Source organism: Methylobacterium mesophilicum (assembly GCF_022179445.1).
Classification (GTDB): Bacteria; Pseudomonadota; Alphaproteobacteria; order Rhizobiales; family Beijerinckiaceae; genus Methylobacterium; species Methylobacterium mesophilicum.
This window is the reverse complement of sequence record NZ_BPQU01000007.1, coordinates 80,236-101,464: the sequence shown is the minus strand read 5'-3', so window position 1 is coordinate 101,464 and position 21,229 is coordinate 80,236. Positions and strand designations below refer to the sequence as shown.

Here is a 21,229-nt window from a genome sequence, read left to right as displayed (position 1 = left end):
GGCATGCCCCGCGGTCAGGACCGCCACGCAGCACCCGTCACGCGAAGCCCCTCATGGATGCGGCGTCTCGGGAGCCGGCGTCGGGGTCGGTGGCGGCAGGGCGAGCGGCACCACGGTGCTGATCCGCGCCGGACCCTTGTGGAAGCGCAGGCGCTTCAGGCGCCGGGGGTCGGCGTCGAGCACCTCGAATTCGAGGTCGCCCGGCCCCACGATCAGCTCGCCGCGGGACGGGACCCGGCCGGCCAGGGTGACGATCATGCCGCCAAGGGTGTCGATCTCCTCGGCCATGTCGCCGACCGCCGCCACGAGGTCGACCCCGGTGGCCTCCGAGACCTCGGCCAGGGGCGTGCGGGCATCGGCCACGAACACGTCGTCCTCGCCATCGACCCGCTGGACTTGCTTGGCCTCGGCAACGTCGTGCTCGTCCTCGATGTCGCCGACCACGACCTCGATCAGATCCTCGATGGAGATCAGCCCGTCGGTCCCGCCATACTCGTCGATGACCAGGGCCATGTGGGTGCGCGTCGCCTGCATCCGCACCAGCAGGTCGATGGCCGGCATGGAGGGCGGCACGAACAGAACGGGCCGCTGAATGCGGGCGGCGGCCAGCGTCGTGCTGAGATCGACCTTGCCGAGATCCAGCGCCCGGGGCAGCCGCACCGGCGGGCGACGGGCCGGGCGCGGGACCACGGTCGCATCGGCCACGACCTCGCCCTCGGCGGGCACGGTGGGCCGCGCCGCGGCCGCAGCCGGGCTGCGGCGGGTCGGCTCTGCCTTGGCGGCGATGTGATCGACGAGGTCGCGGATGTGAACCATGCCGCGGGGGTCGTCCAGCGTCTCGCCGTAGACCGGCAGGCGGGAATGGCCGGCGTTGCGGAACAGCTTGAGCAGATCGCCGAGATTGGTGTCGTTCGAGACCGCGACGATGTCGGCCCGGGGGACCATCACGTCGTCGACCCGCACCTTGTGCAAGCCGAGCACGTTCTTGAGCATCACCCGCTCGAGGGGGGTGAGACCGCTCTCGCCGGCATCGGGCTCGGCGAGCGCCTCCTCAAGGCCCTCGCGCAGCGAATCGCGCGGCTTGAGGTGGAGCGCCTGGAGCAGGCGGTCGTACCAGGGCTCCCGGGTCTGGGATTCGCCCTCGGTGGAACTGGGCGCGGCCAGGGCCGCGCCGCGACTTCGATCGTTGCTCATGTCTCTCGGATCTGGGGGCGGTGGGGAATCGGCCGCTCAGGCATAGGGGTCCGGAATGCCCAAGGTCGCGAGGGCCGCGACTTCGAGCGCCTCCATGGCCTCAGCCTCGGCCTCGCCGTTCTCGTGGTCCTGACCGAGACAATGCAGGGTGCCATGGACGAGGAGGTGCGCGAGGTGATTCTGGAGCGGCTTCGACTGCTCGGCACTCTCGCGCACAAGGGTCTCGTAGGCAAGGACCACGTCGCCGAGCGGCAGCGCGGCGCCCGCATGCCGGGGCTGCGGGGCCGCCGGGAAGGACAGCACGTTCGTGGGCTTGTCCTTGCCGCGCCATGTGCGGTTGAGATCCTGGACGGTGACGTCGTCGGTCAGCATGACGCTGACTTCCACGGGCCCGTCCGGCGGCTCGGGAGCGGCCGACAGCCCCGCCTCGACGGCGCGGATCACGAGCGATTCGAGGTCGGGAATCGCGGTTTCCCAGCGGTCGTCCTCGACGGCGATGTCGATGTCGTGCGGCGTGCTCACGCCAGGGGCCGACGCCGGGGGTTGGGATTGCGGTCGGCATCGCCGTCGCCGTGGGTGGCGCGCTCGTAGGCGGTGACGATCCGGCGCACGAGGTCGTGGCGGACCACGTCCACGTCCTTGAAGGTCACCCGGCCGATGCCCTCGACGCCGTCGAGCACGTTCACCGCCTCCACGAGGCCGGATTTCTGGCCCGGCGGCAGGTCGACCTGACTGGGGTCGCCGGTGATGATCATGCGCGAGCCCTCCCCGAGGCGGGTCAGGAACATCTTCATCTGCATGGAAGTGGTGTTCTGCGCCTCGTCGAGGAGCACCACGGCGTTGGTGAGCGTCCGCCCGCGCATGAAGGCCAGCGGCGCGATCTCGATGATGCCGGTCTGCAGGCCGCGATCCACGTGGCGCGCCTCCATGAAGTCGTAGAGGGCGTCGTAGATCGGGCGCAGGTACGGATCGACCTTGTCGCGCATGTCGCCGGGCAGGAAGCCCAGGCGCTCGCCGGCCTCCACCGCCGGGCGTGACAGGATCAGTCGCTCGGCATGGCCCTGCTCGAGCAGCGACACGGCGTGGCCCACCGCCAGCCAGGTCTTGCCGGTGCCGGCCGGGCCTTCCGCGAAGACCAACTCGTTGGAGCGCAGGAGCTTGATGTACTGGTCCTGCGCCTGGTTGCGCGCCCGCACGGCCCCGCGGCGGCGGGTGGCGATCTGCTCGAAATGCGGCGTGTCGGCCTCGGCCGCGATCGCCTCGGCGGGGAACAGGGTCGCCTGCGCGGTGGCTTCGCGGATCGCGCCGTCGACATCGCCCAGCGTCAGGGTGCTGCCTCCGGTCCGCACCCGGGCGTAGAGCTTGAGGAACACCCGCCGGGCCTTCTCGGCGGCATCGGGCGAGCCCTTGATGACGAGGTGGTTGCCGAGCGCCGTTGCGGTGACGTCGAGCCGGCGCTCGATATGGGCGACGTTCTGGTCGTATTGACCGAAGACGAGGCTCGCGAGGCGGTTGTCGTCGAAAGTCAGCGGCACCTCCACGGCTTCCTCCGACTCGGCCGGCCGCGCCGCCGGCCCGCGACCCCGCAGGGGGCCGCGCACGCCAGACCCGTCCGACGCGCTCAACCTGTGGTCCTCACCGCCATCCCCATCGCTTAAATCCTCACGCCGCCACAGCCTCGGAAGCCAGCTGCCCGAACAGGCTGTTCGTCCCGGCACGGACGATCCGGACCGGGACGATCGACCCGATATGGTGGAGCGGGGCGTCGAACTGCACAGCCAGCAGGTGCGGCGTCTTGCCCGCGAGCTGCCCCGGAAGCCGGCCGGCCTTCTCGACCAGGACGTCGAACACCTGCCCGACCGCCGCCCGCTGGTAGGCGTAGCGCTGCTCGTCGAGGAGCGCCTGAAGCTCGGCGAGCCGCGCCGCCATCACGGGTTCGGGCACGCCGTCGTCGCGCTCGGCGGCCGGCGTGCCGGGGCGGGGGCTGTACTTGAACGAGAACGCGCTCTCGAAACCGATCGCGCGCACCAACCGAAGGGTGTCGGCGAAGTCGGCGTCGGTCTCGCCCGGGAAGCCGACGATGAAGTCCGAGGACAAGGCGACGTCCGGCCGGGCGGCGCGCACCCGGTCGATCAGGCGCCGGTACTGGTCGCCGGTGTGCTTGCGGTTCATGGCCGCGAGGATCCGGTCCGAGCCCGACTGAACCGGCAGGTGCAGGTACGGCATCAGCGCCGGCACCTCGGCATGGGCCCGCACGAGCGCATCGTCGAAATCGTTCGGGTGGCTGGTGGTGTAGCGGACCCGGGCGAGGCCGGGGATCTTTGCGACGGCCCGGATAAGGTCGGCGAGCCCGACCGGGGCACCGTCCGGGCCAAGGCCGTGATAGCCGTTGACGTTCTGGCCGATCAGCGTGACCTCGCGGGCGCCGCCCTCGGCAAGCCTCTGGGCCTCGGCCAGCACCGCCGCCACGGGGCGGGAGACCTCGGCGCCGCGGGTATAGGGCACCACGCAGAAGGCGCAGAACTTGTCGCAGCCTTCCTGCACGGTGAGGAAGGCCGTCGGCCCGGAGGTGCGGCGCCGGGGCAGGTGCGCGAACTTGTCCTCGACCGGGAATTCGGTGTCGACCACCCGGCGCTCGCGGGAACGGGCCAGGAGGTCCGGCAGGCGATGGTAGCTCTGTGGGCCGACCACCACGTCCACCGCGGGCTGGCGCGCCTGGATCTCGGCGCCCTCGGCCTGGGCGACGCAGCCGGCGACGACGATGCGGGTGTCGAGGCCGCGGGCCTGCCGCTCGCCCTTCAGGACGCGCAGGCGGCCGAGTTCGGAATAGACCTTCTCGGCGGCCTTCTCGCGGATGTGGCAGGTGTTGAGGACGACGACGTCGGCCTCCTCCACCGAATCGGTCGGCGTATATCCCTCAACGCCCAGCACGTCGGCCATGCGGGCCGCGTCGTAGGCGTTCATCTGGCAACCGTAGGATTTGACGAAGGCCTTCTTCAACGCGTGCCGCCCTAAAACCGTCCGCTCGCCCATCGACCCGCCCCGATCCTGCGCGGACCGGCGGGCGGGAGCCTGTAGCACGGATCGCGCGGGCCGTCGCGACACCCCACGGCAAGGCGCGGTTTCCAAAGGGCTCAGCCCTTTGGCGGGTTTGGGGCGGAGCCCCGATAACCTTGGGAGGCGGCGGGGCTTGCCCGCCGCCCCGTCGTCAGTGGGCCGCGGCCGCGGCTGGGACGTCGATGACCATCTGCTGGAAGAACGGCACGTAGGCTTGGAGCATCACGAACAGGCCGACCAGGCAGGCGAGCGCGATCGAGTGCCAGAACACGAAGCGCAGGATCTTGCCTTCCTGCCCGAAATAGCCGGTGGCCGTGGAGGCGACGACGATCGACTGGGCGTCGATCATCTTGCCCATCACGCCGCCCGACGAGTTCGCTGCCGCCATCAGCACGCCCGAGAGGCCGAGTTGCTCGGCGGTGATCCGCTGCAGCCCGCCGAACAGGACGTTCGAGGCCGTGTCCGACCCGGTCAGCGCGACGCCCAGCCAGCCGAGCAGGGTGCCGAAGAACGGGTACAGGATGCCGGTGCCCGCGAAGGCGAGGCCCAGCGTGGCGTCGACGCCGGCGTAGCGGGTGAGCACGCCCAGCGCCAGCATCGCCGCGATGGTGATCAGCGAGAACCGCAGCGCCCAGATGGTCTCGACATAGGCCGTGACGAGGCGGACCGGCGAGAACCGCATGATCAGGCCGGAGATGAGCGCGGCGATCAGCACCCCGGTCCCGGTGTAGGACATGTAGGTGAACAGGAAGACCGCGCCCTCAGGCACCGGCTTGGCCACCACCGGCGGCACCTTCATGATCGCGTTGTGCAGGCCGGGCACCTCGTATTTCCAGGTGAAGAGCGGGTTCACGATGCCCTTGAACCAGCCGGTGCCCCAGATCGCCACCACCACCGAGAGGATGATCCACGGCAGCCAGGCCAGCAGGATCTCGCGCTGCGAGGCCGTGCGCGTGCCGGTGTGGACCGGGGGCGTACCGGGAACCCCGGCGCCAAGCGGCGACGGGCGCGGAGTGGCCAGCGCCAGGGACGGATCGTGACCGCGCAGCGCCGGGGAGGTCCAGATCTCCCGCGGCTGCCAGACCTTCAGGAACAGCACGAGGGCGAGCATCGAGGCGATCGAGGCGCCGATGTCGACGATCCACGGATTGACGTAGTTCGAGATCAGGAACTGCGCGGCCGCGAAGGATCCGGCGCAGACCAGGATCGGCGGCCAGACCCGGACCATGCCGCGGAAGCCCGCGAACACCCAGATCAGCCAGAACGGCACGATCAGCGAGAACAGCGGCAGTTGCCGGCCGATCATGGCGCCCAGGATCTCGGGCGGGTAGCCCGTGACCGAGGCCAGGCCCTGGATCGGCGCGCCGAGCGCCCCGAAGGCGACGGGAGCCGTGTTGGCGATCAGCGACAGGCCCGAGGCCGCCAGCGGCGAGAAGCCCAAACCGATCAGGATCGCCCCGGTGACCGCCACCGGCGTGCCGAAGCCGCCCGCGCCCTCGAAGAAGGCGCCGAACGCGAAGGCCACCAGGAGGAGCTGCAACCGCCGGTCGGCGGTGATGCCGGCAACCGACTGCTGCAGCACCGAGAACCAGCCCTTCTCCACCGTCAGCCGGTAAAGGAAGATGACGTTGAGGATGATCCAGCCGATCGGGAAGAAGCCCGTGACCATGCCGAGGATCGCGGCCCGGGACGCGAGCCCGGCCGGCATGCCGAAGCCCACGATGGCGACCAAGAGGGCGAGGACCAGGGCGATGACCGCCGCGATGTGGGCTTTCACGCGCCCGCTGGCGATCATGGCGAGGAGGGCGATGACCGGCACGGAGGCGGCCAGCGTCGAGAGCCAGGGGCTCCCGAACGGATCGTAGACTTGGTTCCAGGGTTGCAAGGGGCGTCCTCCGATACCCCGATGTCAGGGGTTTCGGCCGACCTATCAGAGGCTCACCAGACCCTCAACAGATATGCATCATGTATTCATAGGGTGGTTCTACCGGGATATGGCGGTCACGGGTCGGATCCATCCAGGCCGCTTCGCCACGCGTGCGATGACGGGAAACCGCATCGCACCCGTCTCGTAAGGCCCCCAAAAACCTCACACCGCCGCGATCTCGGGGCCGCCGAGGTCGAGCCCCGGGGCGGCCGGCCGAGGCCCGAGCGTGGGCCTGGTCTCGCCCCGGCCGGTGGCGATCCCCTGAAGCGCGGCCCGCACCTCGGCCTCCGCGGCCGCGGTCGCGGCCTTGCGATCGGTCGTCGCCTCGAAGACGATCGGCTGGCCCCAGGCCACATGGACGTCGATCGGCCCGCCGTTGACAAAGGCAGCCAGATGCGGCGCCAGCTCCATGTCGCCGTACCACGCGATCTCGGAACGTTCGGAGCGCACCACCGGCAAGCCGTTGCGTCGGGGATAGGCGATGGCCAGCGGCTGGAGGCGCACGCGTCCCCGGCCGGCCTCGGCCTGCAGCGCCGCCCGCGCCGCCCCGACCAGCGCGGAGCGGAACGGCAGGAGCCGGTTGCCGTCGCCGGTGGTGCCCTCGGCGAACAGCACGACCAGCTCGCCCTCGGCCAGGCGGTGGCCCATCGTGGCGCTCACGGTGGCGGTCGCGCCCCGGCGCTGCCGGTCGATGTAGATCGTGCGCTGCAAGGCCGCGAGCAGGCTGATCACCGGCCAGCCGGCGATCTCCGACTTCGCCACGAACGAGAGCGGGCGCAGCGACCCGATCACCACGATGTCGAGCCACGACACGTGGTTGGCCAGGACCAGGGCCGCCTCGCCGGGTTCCGGCGGCGTCCCCGACTGCGTCACCCGGACGGAGAACAGCCACAGGAAGGTGCGGTGGAACAGCAGCGGCGCCGCGGTCGAGCGCCGGCCGAGCAGCCGCATCGCGACCCAGTGCGGCGGGCCCAGCGCCAGGAAGGCGAGGGCGAGGGCCGCGACTCGCACGGTGAGGCCGACGCGGCTCACGCCGTCACAGGTCGGCGCTCATGGTCAGCGCGGTCGCCCGGCTGCCGTCGGCCTTGAGGTAATAGCCCGTGCGCTCGCCGACCTTCCGGAAGCCGTGGCGGGCATAGAGCTTGAGCGCCGGCACGTTGCCCTCGTCGACCTCCAGATGCACCCGGGCGACCCCGGAATGCGCCAGGCTCGACAGGTGATCGCGCAGGAGCCGGCGGCTATGGCCGCCGCCGCGCAGCGTCGGCGACAGCACGACGGTGAGGATCTCGGCCTCGTCGGCCGCGCGGCGCGACAGGACGAACCCCTGAAGCGTCCCGGTCCGCCACAGGGCGTGCGCCTGCGTCGAGCGCTCGCACAGCATGCGCTCGAATTCGTGGGCCTCCCAGGGCCGGGCGAACGCCGTGGCGTGGAGCCGGGCCAGGGCCGGAGCCTGCGCGGCGTCGGTGAGCGGGGCGACGTAGGGCACCGGCGTGAGGGCGTCCCACCACGCAGCCCACCAGTCGAGCGGCCAGAACGGGATGGGACGCGTCATTGCCGCGCGATCCTCGCGTGATCCTGAGGCCGTGCATCGGCCCCGCGGAGGTAGAGCGGCCGCGGCAGGGCCTGGGCCGGGTCGGCCACGAGACCGAGCGACGCCACGGCGGTGATGTCGGGCGCGCCGAGCCCGGCGACCCGCGCGCTCACGCCGCGGGCGGCCAGGGCGGCCGCCACCAGGGGCGCCCCGGAGCCGGTGAGCACCACGGGGCCGGCGCCCAGCCGTTCCGCGGCGACCTCCACGGGCAGATGGACCGGAGCGAGCCCGTCGTTCGGACCGAGGGCCTGGACGTAGACGGCACCGTGCCGGGCGTCGACCGTGGCGGCGATCATGCCCTCGACAGACTCCGCCAGCAGCGGTGCCAGCAGGGCCGAGAGGGTGCCGACGCCGACCACGGGCTTGCCGGTGGCGAGCCCGATCGCCCGCGCCGCCGAGAGGCCGACCCGCAAACCGGTGTAGCTGCCGGGTCCGACCGTGACGGCGATCCTGTCGATCGCCTCGAATCCGCCCTCGATCCGGGCGATCACCCGCTCGATCAGCGGCAGCAGGGCTTCCGCGTGGCCGCGCAGCATCGGGAGCGACTCGGCCGAGAGCGGCGCGTCGGCATCGTCCGAGGCGACGCAGGCGGCGCACAGGTCCAGCGCTGTGTCGATGGCTAGGATACGCACGCCCACTCCCGAATGCCGGACCGGACCGACGACCGCCCCCATTCAGCCCCGAAGGCCGCGAACACCCCAGGGCCACGTCCAGGATACCGATATCCTGGTTACGGTCCTAGCATTCTGGTGTGCATCGTCGTTTCCCGAAAGCCGGCGACCACCTTTCGGGATGAAGCTTCAGCGTTAGAACAAAACCACCGCCTCGTCAGCGCAGGTCGCCGACGAGAACCGCGTTGACGGGGGAGTGTTGCCGGCTTGCGCCGGTCTGCCACGCGGCGTGGGTCTCAACCCGCGCGAACCGCGGTGAGGAAGCCCCGCACCTCGACGTTCAACTGCTCGGATTGCCCGGACAGCACCGAGGCGGAGGCCAGCACGAGGTTGGCCGCCGAGCCGGTCGCCTCCGAGGCCTTCGCCACCTCGACGATGTTGTGCGTGACCGCGCCGGTGCCGGTGGCGGCCTGGGCGACGTTGCGGACGATCTCCTGGGTCGCCGCGCCCTGCTCCTCGACCGCGGCTGCGATGCTCGTCGCGACGCCGCTGATCTCCCGGATCAGACCCGTGATCGAGCCGATCGCCGAGGCCGCCTGGCCGGTGGCTCCCTGGACCCGGCCGATCTGCGCCGCGATCTCGTCGGTGGCCTTGGCGGTCTGCTCGGCCAGTTCCTTCACCTCGGCGGCGACCACCGCGAAGCCGCGTCCCGCTTCGCCGGCCCGGGCCGCCTCGATCGTGGCGTTGAGCGCCAGCAGGTTGGTCTGGCTGGCGATCGATGCGATCAGCCCGACCACGTCGCCGATCCGCGCGACGGCACCGCTCAGGTCCTGCATCAGCGCACCGGTCTGGTCGGCCTCGCCCACCGCGCGCTGGGCCAGATCGGCCGACCCTTCGACCTGCCGGCCGATCTCGGAAATCGAGACGCCGAGTTCCTCGGCCGCCGCCGCCACGGTGTTGACGTTGGCGGCGGCCTCTTCGGCCGCGGACGCCACATGGGTGGTCTGGCCGGCGGTCCGGGTCGCGGTGGCGGTCATGGTCTGCGCGGTGGCCTGAAGCTCCGTGGCCGAGGACGAGACCTGTCCGACGATCCCGCCGACCGCTTCCTCGAAGTGATCGGCCAGGTCGACCATCGTGCGCCGCCGCTCCGCGGCCGCGGCGTCGTCCGCCTTTCGCTTGAGTTCCGCCTCCGCGGCGGCCTTCTGCACGACCATGGCCTTGATACCCTCCACGGCCCGTCCCACCGTCCCGATCTCGTCCCCCCGGCGGGCTTCCACGATCTCCGCCTCGATCTCCCCCTTCGCCATGCGCTGCAGCACCGCGACCAGGCGATTGAGGGGCCGCGTGATGCCGATCGTCGAGACCAGCAGGGAGCAGAGGATGCCGACCAGCATGCCCAGGGCGCCGAAGCCGATCAGGTTCCAGCGTGTGGCGTTGGTCTCGGCGGTGAGGTCGCGGGAGCGCTTGCGCATGTAGTCTTCGATCGCATCGCCGAGCTTGGTCCCCTCGATCCCGAGGGTCACGAAGATCGGCTCGCTCTTGTCGTGGGCATGCTTCAGCGCGGCGCTGACCTCGCCGGAGATGGCGAGGCGCCGCGCCTCCGACGCCTCGGCCACGAACCGCGCGGTGCGATCGCGCTGCGCCTGGATCAGGTCGTTGAAGGCCGGGACCTGCTGGGCGAGATCGGACAACGTCTTGTCGGCCTGCCCGATGATGACCTCGAACTGCTTGCCCGCCTGGCGGATCTGCTCGGGATCGGTCTCGGCGATCGTCCGATACAGGAGATAGTTCATGGTGTTGTGCAGACGATTGGTCCGCCGCACGTTGGACACCGCCTTCGCCTCCCGGGCGATCAGGCTCGTGTAGATCTCGTCGATCATCGTCATCCGCGACTGCGCGAACCAGATGCAGCCGCCGACGATCGCCGCGATGATCAGAGTGATCGCGAGCAGCTTGGTGACGATGTTCGTGCGGCTGAGAAGGTTCATGCGAATCCCCGGAAAACCGCGGGATACGAGAGGCATGACGAAACCTTACGTCAAGATCTCCGATAGAGATCTGGCATGGCGCCTATAGCACTTCAATAAATCGTATTCGATTAAGTATTACGTCATCTAGCGAAAAATGGAATATAAATACTGAATTTATGCGGGATATCGGCTCAGAAATATGCAGTCGATATTACCATCGAACGATTTACCGTGCCGGCAAGGAGCACGTTACAATCTGCCGATGGGCGTACGAGGCGCCAAGACGGGCCGGGGGCTCCGGATCCGGAGCGGTCCATGCTTCGAGGTTGCGGACATAGCCTCGAAGCGGGCACCCGGCGTTCGGCCGGATCCAGGGATGCCATAAAAAACGCCGGCGGCTCGCGGCCGCCGGCACTGATCGTGCCGTGAACGGCGGCGTCAGGTCAGATCGCCTGAACCTCGCGGATCTCCGGCAGGAAGTGCCGGAACAGGTTCTGCACGCCGTGGCGCAAGGTGGCGGTGGAGGAGGGGCAGCCCGAGCAGGCGCCCTTCATCTCCAGGTAGACGACGCCTTCCTTGTAGCCGCGGAAGGTGATGTCGCCGCCGTCGCCGGCCACCGCCGGGCGGACGCGCGTCTCGAGGAGGTCCTTGATCGTCACCACTGTATCGTGGTCGGCGGCGTCGTAGAACTCCTCCTCGCCGTCCTGGTCGTCGAGGCCGCCTTCGGCCATCACGGGGACGCCGGACTGGAAGTGCTCCATGATCGCGCCGAGCACGGCAGGCTTGACCTGGGCCCATTCCAAACCGTCCTCCGCCTTGGTGACGGAGACGAAGTCGTGGCCGAAATAGACGCCCGCGACCCCGGGAACGTCGAACAGCGCGGAGGCGAGGGGCGAGCGGCCCGCGGTCTCGGCGTCCCGGGCCTCGAAGGTGGATTCGGGCAGGACGACGCGGCCGGGGAGGAACTTGAGGGTCGCCGGGTTCGGCGTGGCTTCGGTCTGGATGAACATTGTCGGCGAACTCCGCTGCGCCGGTTCAAGGCCGGCCGGGACAGGCACCGTGAGGCACCGTCTCCCATGTGGACCGGCGGGTGGATTTTCTCAACCGGGCCCGGGCGCCTCAAGAGTGGACATTCGCGCGACGCGCCTTCAGGACAAGCGCGAACGGGATGCTGACGGAGCCGGCGGTGGATGTAACCGGGGATGCGATGCTCGCGCAGGAGTTGCTGAACGACCTGCGCGCGGCCCAGGCCAAGCTGGAGGCCGCGCGCGAGGATGCAGCCTCGCTCAAGGTTCTGCTCGCGCTTCGCACGCACCAGCACGACCTGGCCTGGCAGGAGGCGCAGCGCCTCGCGGCCGAGCTTGAGAACGCCCGCACCCGATCGAGCGCCCTCGAGGCCGAGCGCGCCGAAGGCCAGGCCGACGCAGCCTCCGCCCACGCCGTGGCCGAGGCGGACGAGCGCACCGAGGCCGTCCGGATCGTGCTGGGCGCCGTCCTCGACAGCATCGGCAGCCGCGCCCTCGACCGGCGCCGCTTCCAGGAGATCATCGCGCGGGCCGGGCGCGAGGCGCCGACCGACGGCCCCGGAGCGGCCCGCCACGCCGTGCTGCTGACCGAGGCGCGGCGGGTCCTGGGCATCCCCGGCTAGGGCGGCCGAGAACCGGAATCGGGTTAACCGCGCTTTAACCACACGCTCGCATCGTCGGTCCCGGGACGGACAGGAGATCGAACGCATGCAGATCAGCGAGCAGCACGTGCGCGAATGCGCCTATTACATCTGGGAGAAGGAAGGCCGGGTTCACGGCCACGCCGTCGCCCACTGGATGCGCGCCGAAGCCGAGCTGCGCGCCAGCGTGATGCTGGCGGACGGCAAGGCCCCCGCGGCCGAGCCGGTCGCCGTGAAGGCGCAGGCCGCCAAGGTTGCCGCGCCGAAGGCCGCGTCCGCTAAAACTGCCACCACGGCCAAGGCCACCGCTCCGAAGGCTCCGGCGAAGGCCGCCGCCAAGGCCGTGACGCCCAAGGTCGCCCTGGCCAAGCCGGTCGCCTCGAAGACCGCCAAGGCTTCGAAGGCTGCCGTGACCGCCGGCCTCGCTGCCAAGGCCAAGCCGGCCCGCGCTCCGGCCTCGATGCACTGAGCTGACGGCGCCTTTCGCCGCCCTCAAACCACAGATTCAGGAGCCCGCCCCTTCACCGAGGGGCGGGCTCCTGCCGTTTCTGCCCTCCGGAACAGGCCGGCCCCGGCACCGTTGTCCGGCCTGACGCGTACGCCGTGCGCCGCAACGGGAGGCCGCGATGCGCGCCGTGATCTTCGACATCGACGGGACCCTGCTCGACAGCGTCGACCTGCATGCCCGCGCCTGGGTCGAGGCGTTCGCCCATTTCGGCGTCGAGACCGACGAGGCCAAGGTCCGCAGCCAGATCGGCAAAGGTGGCGACGAGCTGATGCCGGAATTCCTTCCGGCCGAGCGCATCGAACGCGAGGGCAAGGAAATCGAGGGGTTCCGGTCGGATCTCTTCAAGAAAAAGTATCTCCCGGAGGTCCGGCCGTTCCCGGCGGTCCGGCCGTTGTTCGAGCGGCTGCATGAGGCCGGCCTGAAGATCGCGCTGGCCTCGTCGGGCAAAGGCCCCGAAGTCGAGCGCTACCAAGAGATCCTCGGCATCGCCGACCTCGTCGACGTCGCCACCAGTTCCGACGACGCGGATCGCTCGAAGCCGCATCCCGACATCTTCGAAGCCGCGGTGAAGAAGCTCGAAGGTCTCGGCAAGGACGACATGATCGTGGTCGGCGACACGCCCTACGATGCCGAGGCGGCTTCGAAGGCCGGCCTGCGCACCGTCGGCCTGCTGTGCGGAGGCTTTCCGGAGGCCGACCTGTCGGCCGCGGGCTGCATCGCGATCTATCGCGACCCGCAGGATCTCCTCGACGGATTCGAGTCGTCGCCGCTCGCGAAGGGTTGAGCCGCGACGGAAGCAAGCGAAATCGTCGGGGCCGCGCCAGCTCTCCACGGTTTCCCGCTTCCTGTGTTGCAGTGCGGTGACGGAGCGTGATGCCGGCTACGTAAAAGTGCGAATGGGGCTGGCGCGGTGGGGCGGGAAGGCGTAGCCACCCGGCCGCCATCTGGAACGTCTCCAAGCACGAGCCCCGCGCATGCCCCAGACTCACCAGTCCAGCCCCGCACCGCGTTTCGTGCCGGCCGCCAAGCCCCTGCCGGAGCAGATCGCCGAGGCGATCGCCTGCCGGTCGACCCCGCTCAGCCATCTGCTGCGTCTGATGTCGGCGCTGAACGCGGAGGGCGGCAACGAAGCCCTGCGTCATGAACTCCGTGCGCGGATCGGCGCGCCGCTCGACGCCTGAACCCGCGGCGGCGCGTCAGCGCCGCCTGTGACGATGCTTGCGTTTGCCGGTGCGCTTCGGCGGTTGGACGGCCGCCTGGGTCGTTCGGGCCATGCAGGCGAAGTAGATCTGCCGGCCGATATCCTCCAGTTCCAGGCCCTGGGGATTGGGTGCCGAGAACACCTTCGCGCGCGCCTCGTTGCGGCAGGCCGCGTCTTCCGGGCTTTTAATCGGCGGCTCGGCCCTGGCCGCCGCACCACCGAGGATCGTCGTCAGAACCGCAGCCGAAACCCAGGCGGGGACCCGCATCCTGGCTTGGATACTCAACATACCGGAGCGTGTTCCTCGTTGGAGAGAACCGCCGAGATAGTGCGGATCGTCTTTCCGTGAAGCTTCGTCAGACTGCTGGTTCCGGCGGCGACGCCGTAAGACAGCACTGCTTGCGATCCGGGCGCGGTCTGCGTGCCATGCGTCAGGGCACGACCCACAGGCAGCGGCCGGACCCCGTGATCGTCATGCACTCGTAGGGCGCGCCACCGATCAGCGCCCGTTGCTCTACAGGGCCGATATCGGCCCGTGGGATCCGGCGGCAACCCGGCTCCGGCGCCTCGCGGGCCGGCCCGGTCGCGGCATCGATCCGGCGGGTGGCGATCAGCGTGTCGCAAGCGGTGACGGTGGATGGATCCTGTGCCGAGGCATGGCCCGATCCCAGGAGGACGAGCGGCAGCGCCGCCAACAGGGTTCGAGACCGCATCGCTTCCTCGCCATCCGCATCATGCTCAAAGGCATCCGGTCATCCCGCGCATGCGCTTGACGACGGCGACTTCCAACACGGATCGACGCGTGAAGGTTGCCCGGCATTCGACCGACGCGGCTCGGACGAGCGATCGCGCCACCGGGCCGAAGGTTGAACCAGCGCGCTGTCGGGCTCAGCGTCGCCCCCCGGGGGGCGAGCGGTCCGGCAGAGCGCTTCCCCGGACACGGCAACGCCGCCCGCCTGGGGGGCGGACGGCGTTCGCGCGCGCTCTACGGGTGCGGCCCGCGGGCGACGCGGGTCAGCGCTTGGCTTTGGCCTTACGGGCGGCGTAGCGGGCGTCGCGCTGGGCCTTCTTCAATTCGAGTTCGGCAGACTTGCGCTCTTGCGCGGCAGCGAGTTCGGCGGCCTCGCGGGCGAGCCGCGCAGCGAGTTCGGCCTCCTCGCGCAGACGCTTCTCCTCGGCAGCCTTCCGCTCGGCGGCGATCCGGGCGGCCTCGCGCTCGCGGGCGCGCTCCTCACGGGCCTGGGCGATCTCGGCCCGGGCCTTCGCCTTGGCGATCACTTCAGGATCGTCGGCCGGCGGGCGTGCCTTGAACTTGGCCAGCAGGGCAGCCTTGGCGCTCTGCGAATGCTGGCGGCGGTCGTCGAAATTCCGGTAGTCGAATGCGCTCATCTGACCTTTCTCGGTTGGGTACGTCACGCGTGTCGCGGGGACGACCGGCTGAACCGGCCACGTACTGAGACTACGGGTTCCGGAACCGTCCCCGGGCCCCGGAACCGCACCGATCCATCGGCGCTGCCGATGGCCCGACCCGAGCGCTCGGCTCACACGGGAGCGCTCGGGTCGGGCCATGTCTGAAAAAACGGGACAGCCCTTAAACCCTGCTCCCCTGAGGACGCAATCGCGTCGGCGTACCGAGGGCGCCGGTAAAACGACAATCGAGGTGAACTCTGTAAAAGTTTGTCCGGGCGATGCCCAAAAGCCTCAAACCGACGATGGGACACAACGATCTCGAACGGAGTTTCGTCGGTTGCCGGGTGGGACGAGCCGCAGGCTCGATCTAATGCAAGACAGGTAGGTCGCGCCCGCTGAACCGACAAGACCGGGTGATCGCCACGATTGCCGCCGACCGGCGGGGCAGGGCCTCCCGCTCCCCCGCAGGCGGAGTCTTCCGCGACTCGCCATGGGCTTCCCGGTGGCGCATCTTCCGTTTCGGCCCGCGTGGATGGTGGCGTCCGGCCGCGTCGTGCCCCGGGGCGGACGCGTGGACGCGAGGAGCTGTGATGCGCACCCTGATCCTGTCCGATATCACCGCCGAGGCGTTCGCCCCCTACGGCGAGGTCTTGGATGATCCCGCCACCCCACCCCGTCAGGACCAGGCCGGGCGGATGCAGAACACGCGGCGGGCGGCGCGCGCCAACCTCGCGCTGGTGCGGAGTGAGCCGATGGCCGGCCTGATGCCGGTGCGTCGCCTTGAGCGTCACCTGCATTCCAACCAGGCCTTCCTCCCGCTTTCGGCGGATGCCTACGCCGTCATCGTGGCCCCCGATCGCGACGGCCGCCCCGACGAATCCCGGATCCACGGTTTCCGCGTGCCGGGCCATGTCGGAATCAATTACCGCGCGGGGACCTGGCACGCGCACATGATGACGCTCGAAGAGCCGGGCCGCTTCGCCATGCTGGTCCACGAGGACGGCACCGACGCGGATTGCAGCTTCGCACCGATCGCCCCTCTTATGATCGCGCTGGGATGAACTGCTCATCAAATAGGCATCGCTCGTCATGGCCTGGAATCGCTCTCAGGTAATCGCGACAAGTGCCTAGTGTTTGTGCATCACGTAGAGATCCGGCATCGGCCAACGACCCGGCACGATGCCTGCACCGCCCGGAAGCCGGCCCATCCTGAATACCGGTGTGAGGAACGCGATGCCTGAGACACCCCCTCCGTTCGACCCGGACGCCTACGCGGCAGTGGCCGCGCCGCTGCTCGGCCTGGCGATCGATCCGGCCTGGGTGCTGCCGATCACGTTGAACCTGCGCGTCCTGGCCTCCGCCGCGGACCTGGTAGCGGGCTTTCCGCTCCCCGACGAGGTCGAGGCTGCGCCGCGGTTCGAGGCATGAGCGCGCCGACGCCATCCGATGCCGCGACGATCGCCGCCGCGTTCGCGCAGGGGCGTACGACCGCCCGCGCCACCGTGGCGGCCACCCTGGAGCGGATCGCAGGGATCGACGGGCGCGTGGGCGCCTTCACGGACGTGCTGCCCGAGCGGGCGCTGGCCCGGGCCGACGCACTCGATGCCGCCCGCGCGCGCGGCGAGCCCGCCGGCCCGCTCGCCGGCGTACCCTTCGCGGTGAAGAACCTGATCGACGTCGCCGGTCTGCCGACCCGCGCCGGCTCGAAGATCAACCGGGATCGCCCACCGGCCGCGCGCGACGGCGCGGTGGTGCGGCGCCTGGAGGCGGCCGGGGCGATCCTGGTCGGCGCGCTCAACATGGGCGAGTATGCCTACGACTTCACCGGCGAGAACGTCCACGACGGCGACGCCCACAATCCCCACGCCCTCGACCACATGACCGGCGGCTCCTCCGGGGGGTCGGGCGCGGCCGTGGCGGCGGGGTTGGTGCCGCTGACGCTGGGCTCCGACACCAACGGCTCGATCCGGGTGCCGGCCGCGTTCTGCGGCTGCTTCGGGATGAAGCCGACCTACGGGCGGATCAGCCGGGCCGGCAGCTTCCCGTTCGTGGGCAGCCTGGACCATCTCGGGCCGATGGCCCGGAGCGTCGCCGACCTCGCCCTGGCCTACGACGCGATGCAGGGACCCGACCCGGACGATCCGGTGGCCACGACCCGGGCGCCCGAGCCTGCGTATCCCGACCTGGAGGACGGCATCGGCGGCCTGCGCATCGCGGTGGCCGGCGGCTACTTCGCCCGCAACGGGCATCCGGAGGCGTTCGCGGCCGTCGCCCGCGTCGCGGACGCCCTCGGGGCGAGCCGCACGGTCGAGCTCCCGGAGGCCCAGCGCGCCCGGGCGGCGGCCTACCTGATCACGGCGGCCGAGGGCGCCACCCTCCACCTCGACCGCCTGCGCACCCGGCCGCAGGATTTCGACCCGGCCGTGCGCGACCGCCTGATCGCCGGGGCGATGATCCCGGCCCCCTTCGTCGAGCGGGCGCAGCGCTTCCGCCGCTGGTACCGCGACGCGGTCATGGACTTGTTCGGCGGCGTCGACGTGATCCTGGCTCCGGCCACGCCGTGCCGGGCACCGAAAGGCGGCCTGACCCACTTCGTGCTCGACGGCGTGACCCTGCCGATCCGGGCCAATATCGGCGTGTTCACGCAGCCGATCTCGTTCATCGGCCTGCCCGTGGTGGCCGTGCCGGTCAGGATCGATGCCGGGCTGCCGCTCGGGGTCCAGGTGATCGCCGCGCCCTGGCGGGAGGACCTGGCCCTGCGGGTCGCGCGCCAGCTGGAACGGGACGGGATCTGCACGGCCCCCGTGGCGGAGGTCGCCTGATGGTCATCGACGATCCCGCCGTGAAGGCCGAGGTCGAGGCCGCGTTCGCGACCTACGAGACGGCGCTGACCACCAACGACGTCGCCACCCTGGAAGCGCTCTTCCGGGACGATCCTCGCACGATCCGGTACGGGGCCGGGGAGAACCTCTACGGGATGGACGCGATTCGGGCGTTCCGGCGGGCGCGCTCGCCCGTGGGCCTGGAGCGGGTGCTCGCCGAGACGGTGATCACGACCTACGGGCGCGACTTCGCCACGGCGATGACCCTGTTCACCCGGGACAACGCCCCCGGCAGGACCGGGCGCCAGAGCCAGACCTGGGTGCGGTTTCCGGAGGGGTGGCGGGTGGTCGCCGCCCACGTGAGTCTCATCGAAACCGCCTAGGATCGACGGGTCCGTGCATGGCCCGGGACCGAGTGGCCGCGGGCTTGCATACAGTCGAGCGTATTCCGGGCCCGCCCTCCCGGACCAACGCGAGTATCCGATCCGACATGCTGTCTCGTCTGAAAACTCTCGGCGCCCGTGCGGCGCTCGCCGGCGCCCTGGCGCTCTCCGCCAGCACCGCCGCCCGCGCACAGGGAACGCTGCGGATCGGGATGACCGCGTCGGACATCCCGCTGACCACCGGCCAGACCGACAATGGCGGCGAGGGCATGCGGTTCCTGGGCTACACGGTCTATGACGGCCTGATTAACTGGGACCTGTCGAGCGCCGAACTCGCCTCCGACCTCGTGCCCGGCCTCGCGACCAGCTGGGCGGTCGACGCCGCCGACAAGACCAAGTGGACCTTCAAGCTGCGGCCGGGGGTGAAATTCCACGACGGCTCCGACTTCAACGCCGACGCCGTGGTGTGGAACCTCGACAAGCTGCTGAAGGCCGACGCGCCCCAATACGATCCCCGCCAGTCCGCGCAGGGCAAGACCCGCGTCCCGGCGGTCGCCTCCTACAAGGTGGTGGACCCGATGACGGTCGAGATCGTCACCAAGGCCCCGGACGCGACGCTGCCCTACCAGATCGCCTGGATCATGATGTCCTCGCCCGCGCAGTGGGAGAAGGTCGGCAAGTCCTGGGACGCCTTCGCCAAGCAGCCCTCCGGCACTGGCCCGTGGAAGCTGACGCTGTTCGCGCCGCGCGAGCGCGCCGAGATGGTGCCGTTCAAGGAATACTGGGACACGAACCGGGTCCCGAAGCTCGACAAGCTCGTCCTTGTGCCGTTGCCGGAGGCCAACGCCCGCGTCGCGGCGCTCCGCTCCGGCCAGGTCGACTGGATCGAGGCGCCCGCGCCGGACGCGGTGGCCTCGCTCAAGGGCGCCGGCTTCACCATCGTGACCAACGCCTATCCGCACAACTGGACCTGGCACCTGTCCCGGGTCGAGGGCTCGCCCTGGAACGACATCCGGGTCCGCAAGGCGGCCAACCTCGCCATCGACCGCGACGGCCTGAAGGAGTTGCTCGGCGGCCTTGCGATTCCCGCCAAGGGCTTCATGCCGCCCGGCCACCAGTGGTTCGGCCACCCGACCTTCGACGTGAAGTACGATCCGGAGGCGGCCAAGAAGCTGATGGCCGAGGCCGGCTACAGCCCGGCCAAGCCCCTGAAGCTCAAGGTCGCGATCTCGGCCTCGGGCTCGGGCCAGATGCAGCCGCTGCCGATGAACGAGTTCGTCCAGCAGAACCTCTCGGAGGTCGGCATCCAGGTCGACTACGAGGTGGTCGAGTGGAACACGCTGATCAACATCTGGCGGGCCGGCGCGAAGGCCGACATCTCCCGCGGCGTGTCGGCTATCAACTACTCGTACTTCATCCAGGACCCGTTCACCGGGTTCATCCGCCACCTCCAGAGCAACTTCGCCCCGCCGAACGGCACGAACTGGGGCTATTACAGCGATTCGGCGATGGACAAGCTGTTCGACCAGGTGCGTACCACCTTCGACAAGGCCGCGCAGACCCAGGTCCTCGAGAAGGTCCACGAGAAGTACGTGGACGACGCGCTGTTCGTCATGATCACGCACGACGTGAACCCGCGGGCGATGAGCCCGAAGGTGAAGGGCTTCGTCCAGGCCCAGAACTGGTTCCAGGACTTTTCGAAGATCACCATCGCGACGGCGGGGCGGTAACCGCGGGATTTCCCTTCCCCCTCTGCGGGGGAGGGTACCTGCGCAGCAGGGGGGAGAGGGGCAGCGCGACGATGCGGGTTTCGGCTCCCGGCACGCCCTCTCCGGATGCGTCGCTCCCCTCTCCCGACCCCTGCTGACGCAGGGGCCACCCTCCCCCGCAAAGGGGGGAGGGACTTTCAGCGGCCACGGTAAGGCACCCGATGCTGATCTACATCCTCAAACGTCTGGTCTACGTGACGCCGGTGGCGTTCGGGGTCAGCCTGGTCTGCTTCCTGCTGGTCCATCTGGCGCCCGGCGACGCCCTGAGCGCGGTCCTGCCGGCGGACGCCACCCAGGAGACCATCGACAGCATGCGGGCCGCCTACGGGTTCGATAAGCCGCTGCCGATGCAGTACCTGATCTGGTTGTGGCACGTGCTCCACGGCGATCTCGGCACGTCCATCGCCACCGGCCGGCCGGTGCTGGGCGAGGTCACCCGGGCGGTGATCAACTCGCTGATCCTCGCCTCCGTGGCGACCCTGTTGGGCTTCACGTTCGGCACGCTGTTCGGCTTCGTCGCCGGCTACCACCGCAACTCGCTGGCCGACCGGGCGGCGTCCGCGCTCTCGGTCTTCGGCGTGAGCGTGCCGCATTACTGGCTCGGCATGGTCCTGGTGATCGTGTTCTCGGCGACGCTGGGCTGGCTGCCGCCCACCGGCGCCGGGCCGGACGGCTCGGGCAACTGGCGGCCGGATTTCGACCACCTGCGCTACCTGATCCTCCCGGCGGTGACGATGTCGGTGATCCCCACCGGCATCATCGCCCGCACGGTGCGTGCCCTGGTGGCCGACATCCTGTCCCAGGACTTCGTGGAAGCCCTGCGCGCCAAGGGCATGGATGAGTTCGGCGTGTTCAAGCACGTCGTGCGCAACGCCGCCCCGACCGCGCTGGCGATCATGGGCCTGCAGCTCGGCTACCTGCTCGGCGGCTCGATCCTGGTCGAGACCGTATTCGCGTGGCCCGGCACCGGCTTCCTCCTCAACGCCGCGATCTTCCAGCGCGACCTGCCCCTGCTCCAGGGCTCGATCCTGGTGCTGGCGATGTTCTTCGTCGTCCTCAACCTGCTGGTCGACGTGATGCAGACCGCCCTCGACCCGCGCATCGAACGCGCCTGACCCGG

Annotated in this window: 23 protein-coding genes; 10 read left to right on the top strand and 13 right to left on the bottom strand. The window is 70.0% G+C overall.

The features are described 5' to 3' along the window. Positions 1-51: 51 nt before the first annotated feature. From MFF40_RS10100 to MFF40_RS10055, 10 genes are all read right to left on the bottom strand, one after another. Positions 52-1,194 (bottom strand): hemolysin family protein, encoded by a 1,143-nt coding sequence (locus MFF40_RS10100; RefSeq protein ID WP_147898850.1) that lies wholly within the window; start codon positions 1,192-1,194, stop codon positions 52-54. 36 nt (positions 1,195-1,230) lie between these two features. Next, entirely contained in the window at positions 1,231-1,716 is a 486-nt protein-coding gene (gene ybeY / locus MFF40_RS10095; RefSeq protein ID WP_147856007.1) for an rRNA maturation RNase YbeY, read from the bottom strand. Further along, on the bottom strand, positions 1,713-2,819 hold the full coding sequence (locus MFF40_RS10090; RefSeq protein WP_147898849.1) for a PhoH family protein: 1,107 nt from the start codon (positions 2,817-2,819) through the stop codon (positions 1,713-1,715). Before MFF40_RS10090 ends, ybeY begins: the two co-directional genes overlap by 4 nt. 37 nt (positions 2,820-2,856) lie before the next feature. Beyond that, a complete protein-coding gene (gene miaB, locus MFF40_RS10085) occupies positions 2,857-4,194 on the bottom strand; it encodes a tRNA (N6-isopentenyl adenosine(37)-C2)-methylthiotransferase MiaB (RefSeq protein WP_147898856.1) in 1,338 nt (445 codons plus the stop codon). A 208-nt stretch (positions 4,195-4,402) separates the two neighbouring features. Next, entirely contained in the window at positions 4,403-6,136 is a 1,734-nt protein-coding gene (locus MFF40_RS10080) for an L-lactate permease (RefSeq protein WP_147898848.1), read from the bottom strand. A gap of 204 nt (positions 6,137-6,340) precedes the next feature. Then, complete coding sequence (locus tag MFF40_RS10075) at positions 6,341-7,210, bottom strand: lysophospholipid acyltransferase family protein (RefSeq protein ID WP_147898847.1); 870 nt, start codon at positions 7,208-7,210, stop codon at positions 6,341-6,343. 4 nt (positions 7,211-7,214) lie between these two features. Beyond that, entirely contained in the window at positions 7,215-7,730 is a 516-nt protein-coding gene (locus MFF40_RS10070; protein WP_238260295.1) for a GNAT family N-acetyltransferase, read from the bottom strand. Then, positions 7,727-8,401, bottom strand: coding sequence for a tRNA (adenosine(37)-N6)-threonylcarbamoyltransferase complex dimerization subunit type 1 TsaB (gene tsaB, locus MFF40_RS10065; protein ID WP_238260294.1), 675 nt, complete (start codon positions 8,399-8,401; stop codon positions 7,727-7,729). Before tsaB ends, MFF40_RS10070 begins: the two co-directional genes overlap by 4 nt. Before the next feature lie 275 nt (positions 8,402-8,676). After that, a complete protein-coding gene (locus tag MFF40_RS10060; protein ID WP_238260292.1) occupies positions 8,677-10,368 on the bottom strand; it encodes a methyl-accepting chemotaxis protein in 1,692 nt (563 codons plus the stop codon). Between the two features lie 425 nt (positions 10,369-10,793). Further along, complete coding sequence (locus MFF40_RS10055) at positions 10,794-11,360, bottom strand: NifU family protein (protein WP_238260290.1); 567 nt, start codon at positions 11,358-11,360, stop codon at positions 10,794-10,796. 158 nt (positions 11,361-11,518) lie between these two features. Between MFF40_RS10055 and MFF40_RS10050 the strand changes: the two genes are divergently transcribed. The 4 genes from MFF40_RS10050 (at position 11,519) to MFF40_RS10035 (ending at position 13,705) form a co-directional block, all read left to right on the top strand. Continuing rightward, the gene (locus MFF40_RS10050) at positions 11,519-11,998 is read left to right on the top strand and encodes an atp-dependent helicase (RefSeq protein WP_147896250.1); all 480 of its coding nucleotides are present in this window, start codon (positions 11,519-11,521) and stop codon (positions 11,996-11,998) included. A gap of 85 nt (positions 11,999-12,083) precedes the next feature. After that, positions 12,084-12,485 (top strand): DUF2934 domain-containing protein, encoded by a 402-nt coding sequence (locus MFF40_RS10045; protein WP_238260288.1) that lies wholly within the window; start codon positions 12,084-12,086, stop codon positions 12,483-12,485. 157 nt (positions 12,486-12,642) lie between these two features. Next, a complete protein-coding gene (locus tag MFF40_RS10040; protein WP_147855348.1) occupies positions 12,643-13,308 on the top strand; it encodes an HAD family hydrolase in 666 nt (221 codons plus the stop codon). A 190-nt stretch (positions 13,309-13,498) separates the two neighbouring features. Then, a complete protein-coding gene (locus MFF40_RS10035; RefSeq protein WP_147855347.1) occupies positions 13,499-13,705 on the top strand; it encodes a hypothetical protein in 207 nt (68 codons plus the stop codon). Between the two features lie 15 nt (positions 13,706-13,720). Here MFF40_RS10035 and MFF40_RS10030 read toward each other — a convergent pair whose 3' ends face one another. From MFF40_RS10030 to MFF40_RS10020, 3 genes are all read right to left on the bottom strand, one after another. After that, a complete protein-coding gene (locus tag MFF40_RS10030) occupies positions 13,721-13,993 on the bottom strand; it encodes a hypothetical protein (protein ID WP_238260286.1) in 273 nt (90 codons plus the stop codon). Between the two features lie 163 nt (positions 13,994-14,156). Continuing rightward, positions 14,157-14,438 carry a hypothetical protein gene (locus MFF40_RS10025; protein WP_147855345.1) on the bottom strand — a complete coding sequence of 94 codons (282 nt, stop codon included), beginning with the start codon at positions 14,436-14,438 and terminating at the stop codon, positions 14,157-14,159. Between the two features lie 301 nt (positions 14,439-14,739). Beyond that, a complete protein-coding gene (locus MFF40_RS10020; protein ID WP_147896254.1) occupies positions 14,740-15,114 on the bottom strand; it encodes a DUF6481 family protein in 375 nt (124 codons plus the stop codon). A 611-nt stretch (positions 15,115-15,725) separates the two neighbouring features. Here MFF40_RS10020 and MFF40_RS10015 point away from each other — a divergent pair. From MFF40_RS10015 to MFF40_RS09990, 6 genes are all read left to right on the top strand, one after another. Beyond that, positions 15,726-16,196 (top strand): ureidoglycolate lyase, encoded by a 471-nt coding sequence (locus MFF40_RS10015; protein WP_238260284.1) that lies wholly within the window; start codon positions 15,726-15,728, stop codon positions 16,194-16,196. A gap of 172 nt (positions 16,197-16,368) precedes the next feature. Further along, positions 16,369-16,563 carry a DUF4089 domain-containing protein gene (locus MFF40_RS10010; protein ID WP_147855342.1) on the top strand — a complete coding sequence of 65 codons (195 nt, stop codon included), beginning with the start codon at positions 16,369-16,371 and terminating at the stop codon, positions 16,561-16,563. Beyond that, entirely contained in the window at positions 16,560-17,957 is a 1,398-nt protein-coding gene (locus MFF40_RS10005; protein ID WP_147896256.1) for an AtzE family amidohydrolase, read from the top strand. Before MFF40_RS10010 ends, MFF40_RS10005 begins: the two co-directional genes overlap by 4 nt. Then, positions 17,957-18,340, top strand: coding sequence for an oxalurate catabolism protein HpxZ (gene hpxZ, locus MFF40_RS10000; protein WP_147854880.1), 384 nt, complete (start codon positions 17,957-17,959; stop codon positions 18,338-18,340). The genes MFF40_RS10005 and hpxZ overlap by 1 nt, the downstream gene beginning before the upstream one ends. Positions 18,341-18,447: 107 nt before the next feature. Then, a complete protein-coding gene (locus MFF40_RS09995) occupies positions 18,448-20,070 on the top strand; it encodes an ABC transporter substrate-binding protein (protein ID WP_147896257.1) in 1,623 nt (540 codons plus the stop codon). 200 nt (positions 20,071-20,270) lie between these two features. Beyond that, positions 20,271-21,224, top strand: a complete 954-nt coding sequence (locus tag MFF40_RS09990; RefSeq protein ID WP_147854882.1) for an ABC transporter permease — start codon at positions 20,271-20,273, stop codon at positions 21,222-21,224. Positions 21,225-21,229: the final 5 nt, after the last annotated feature.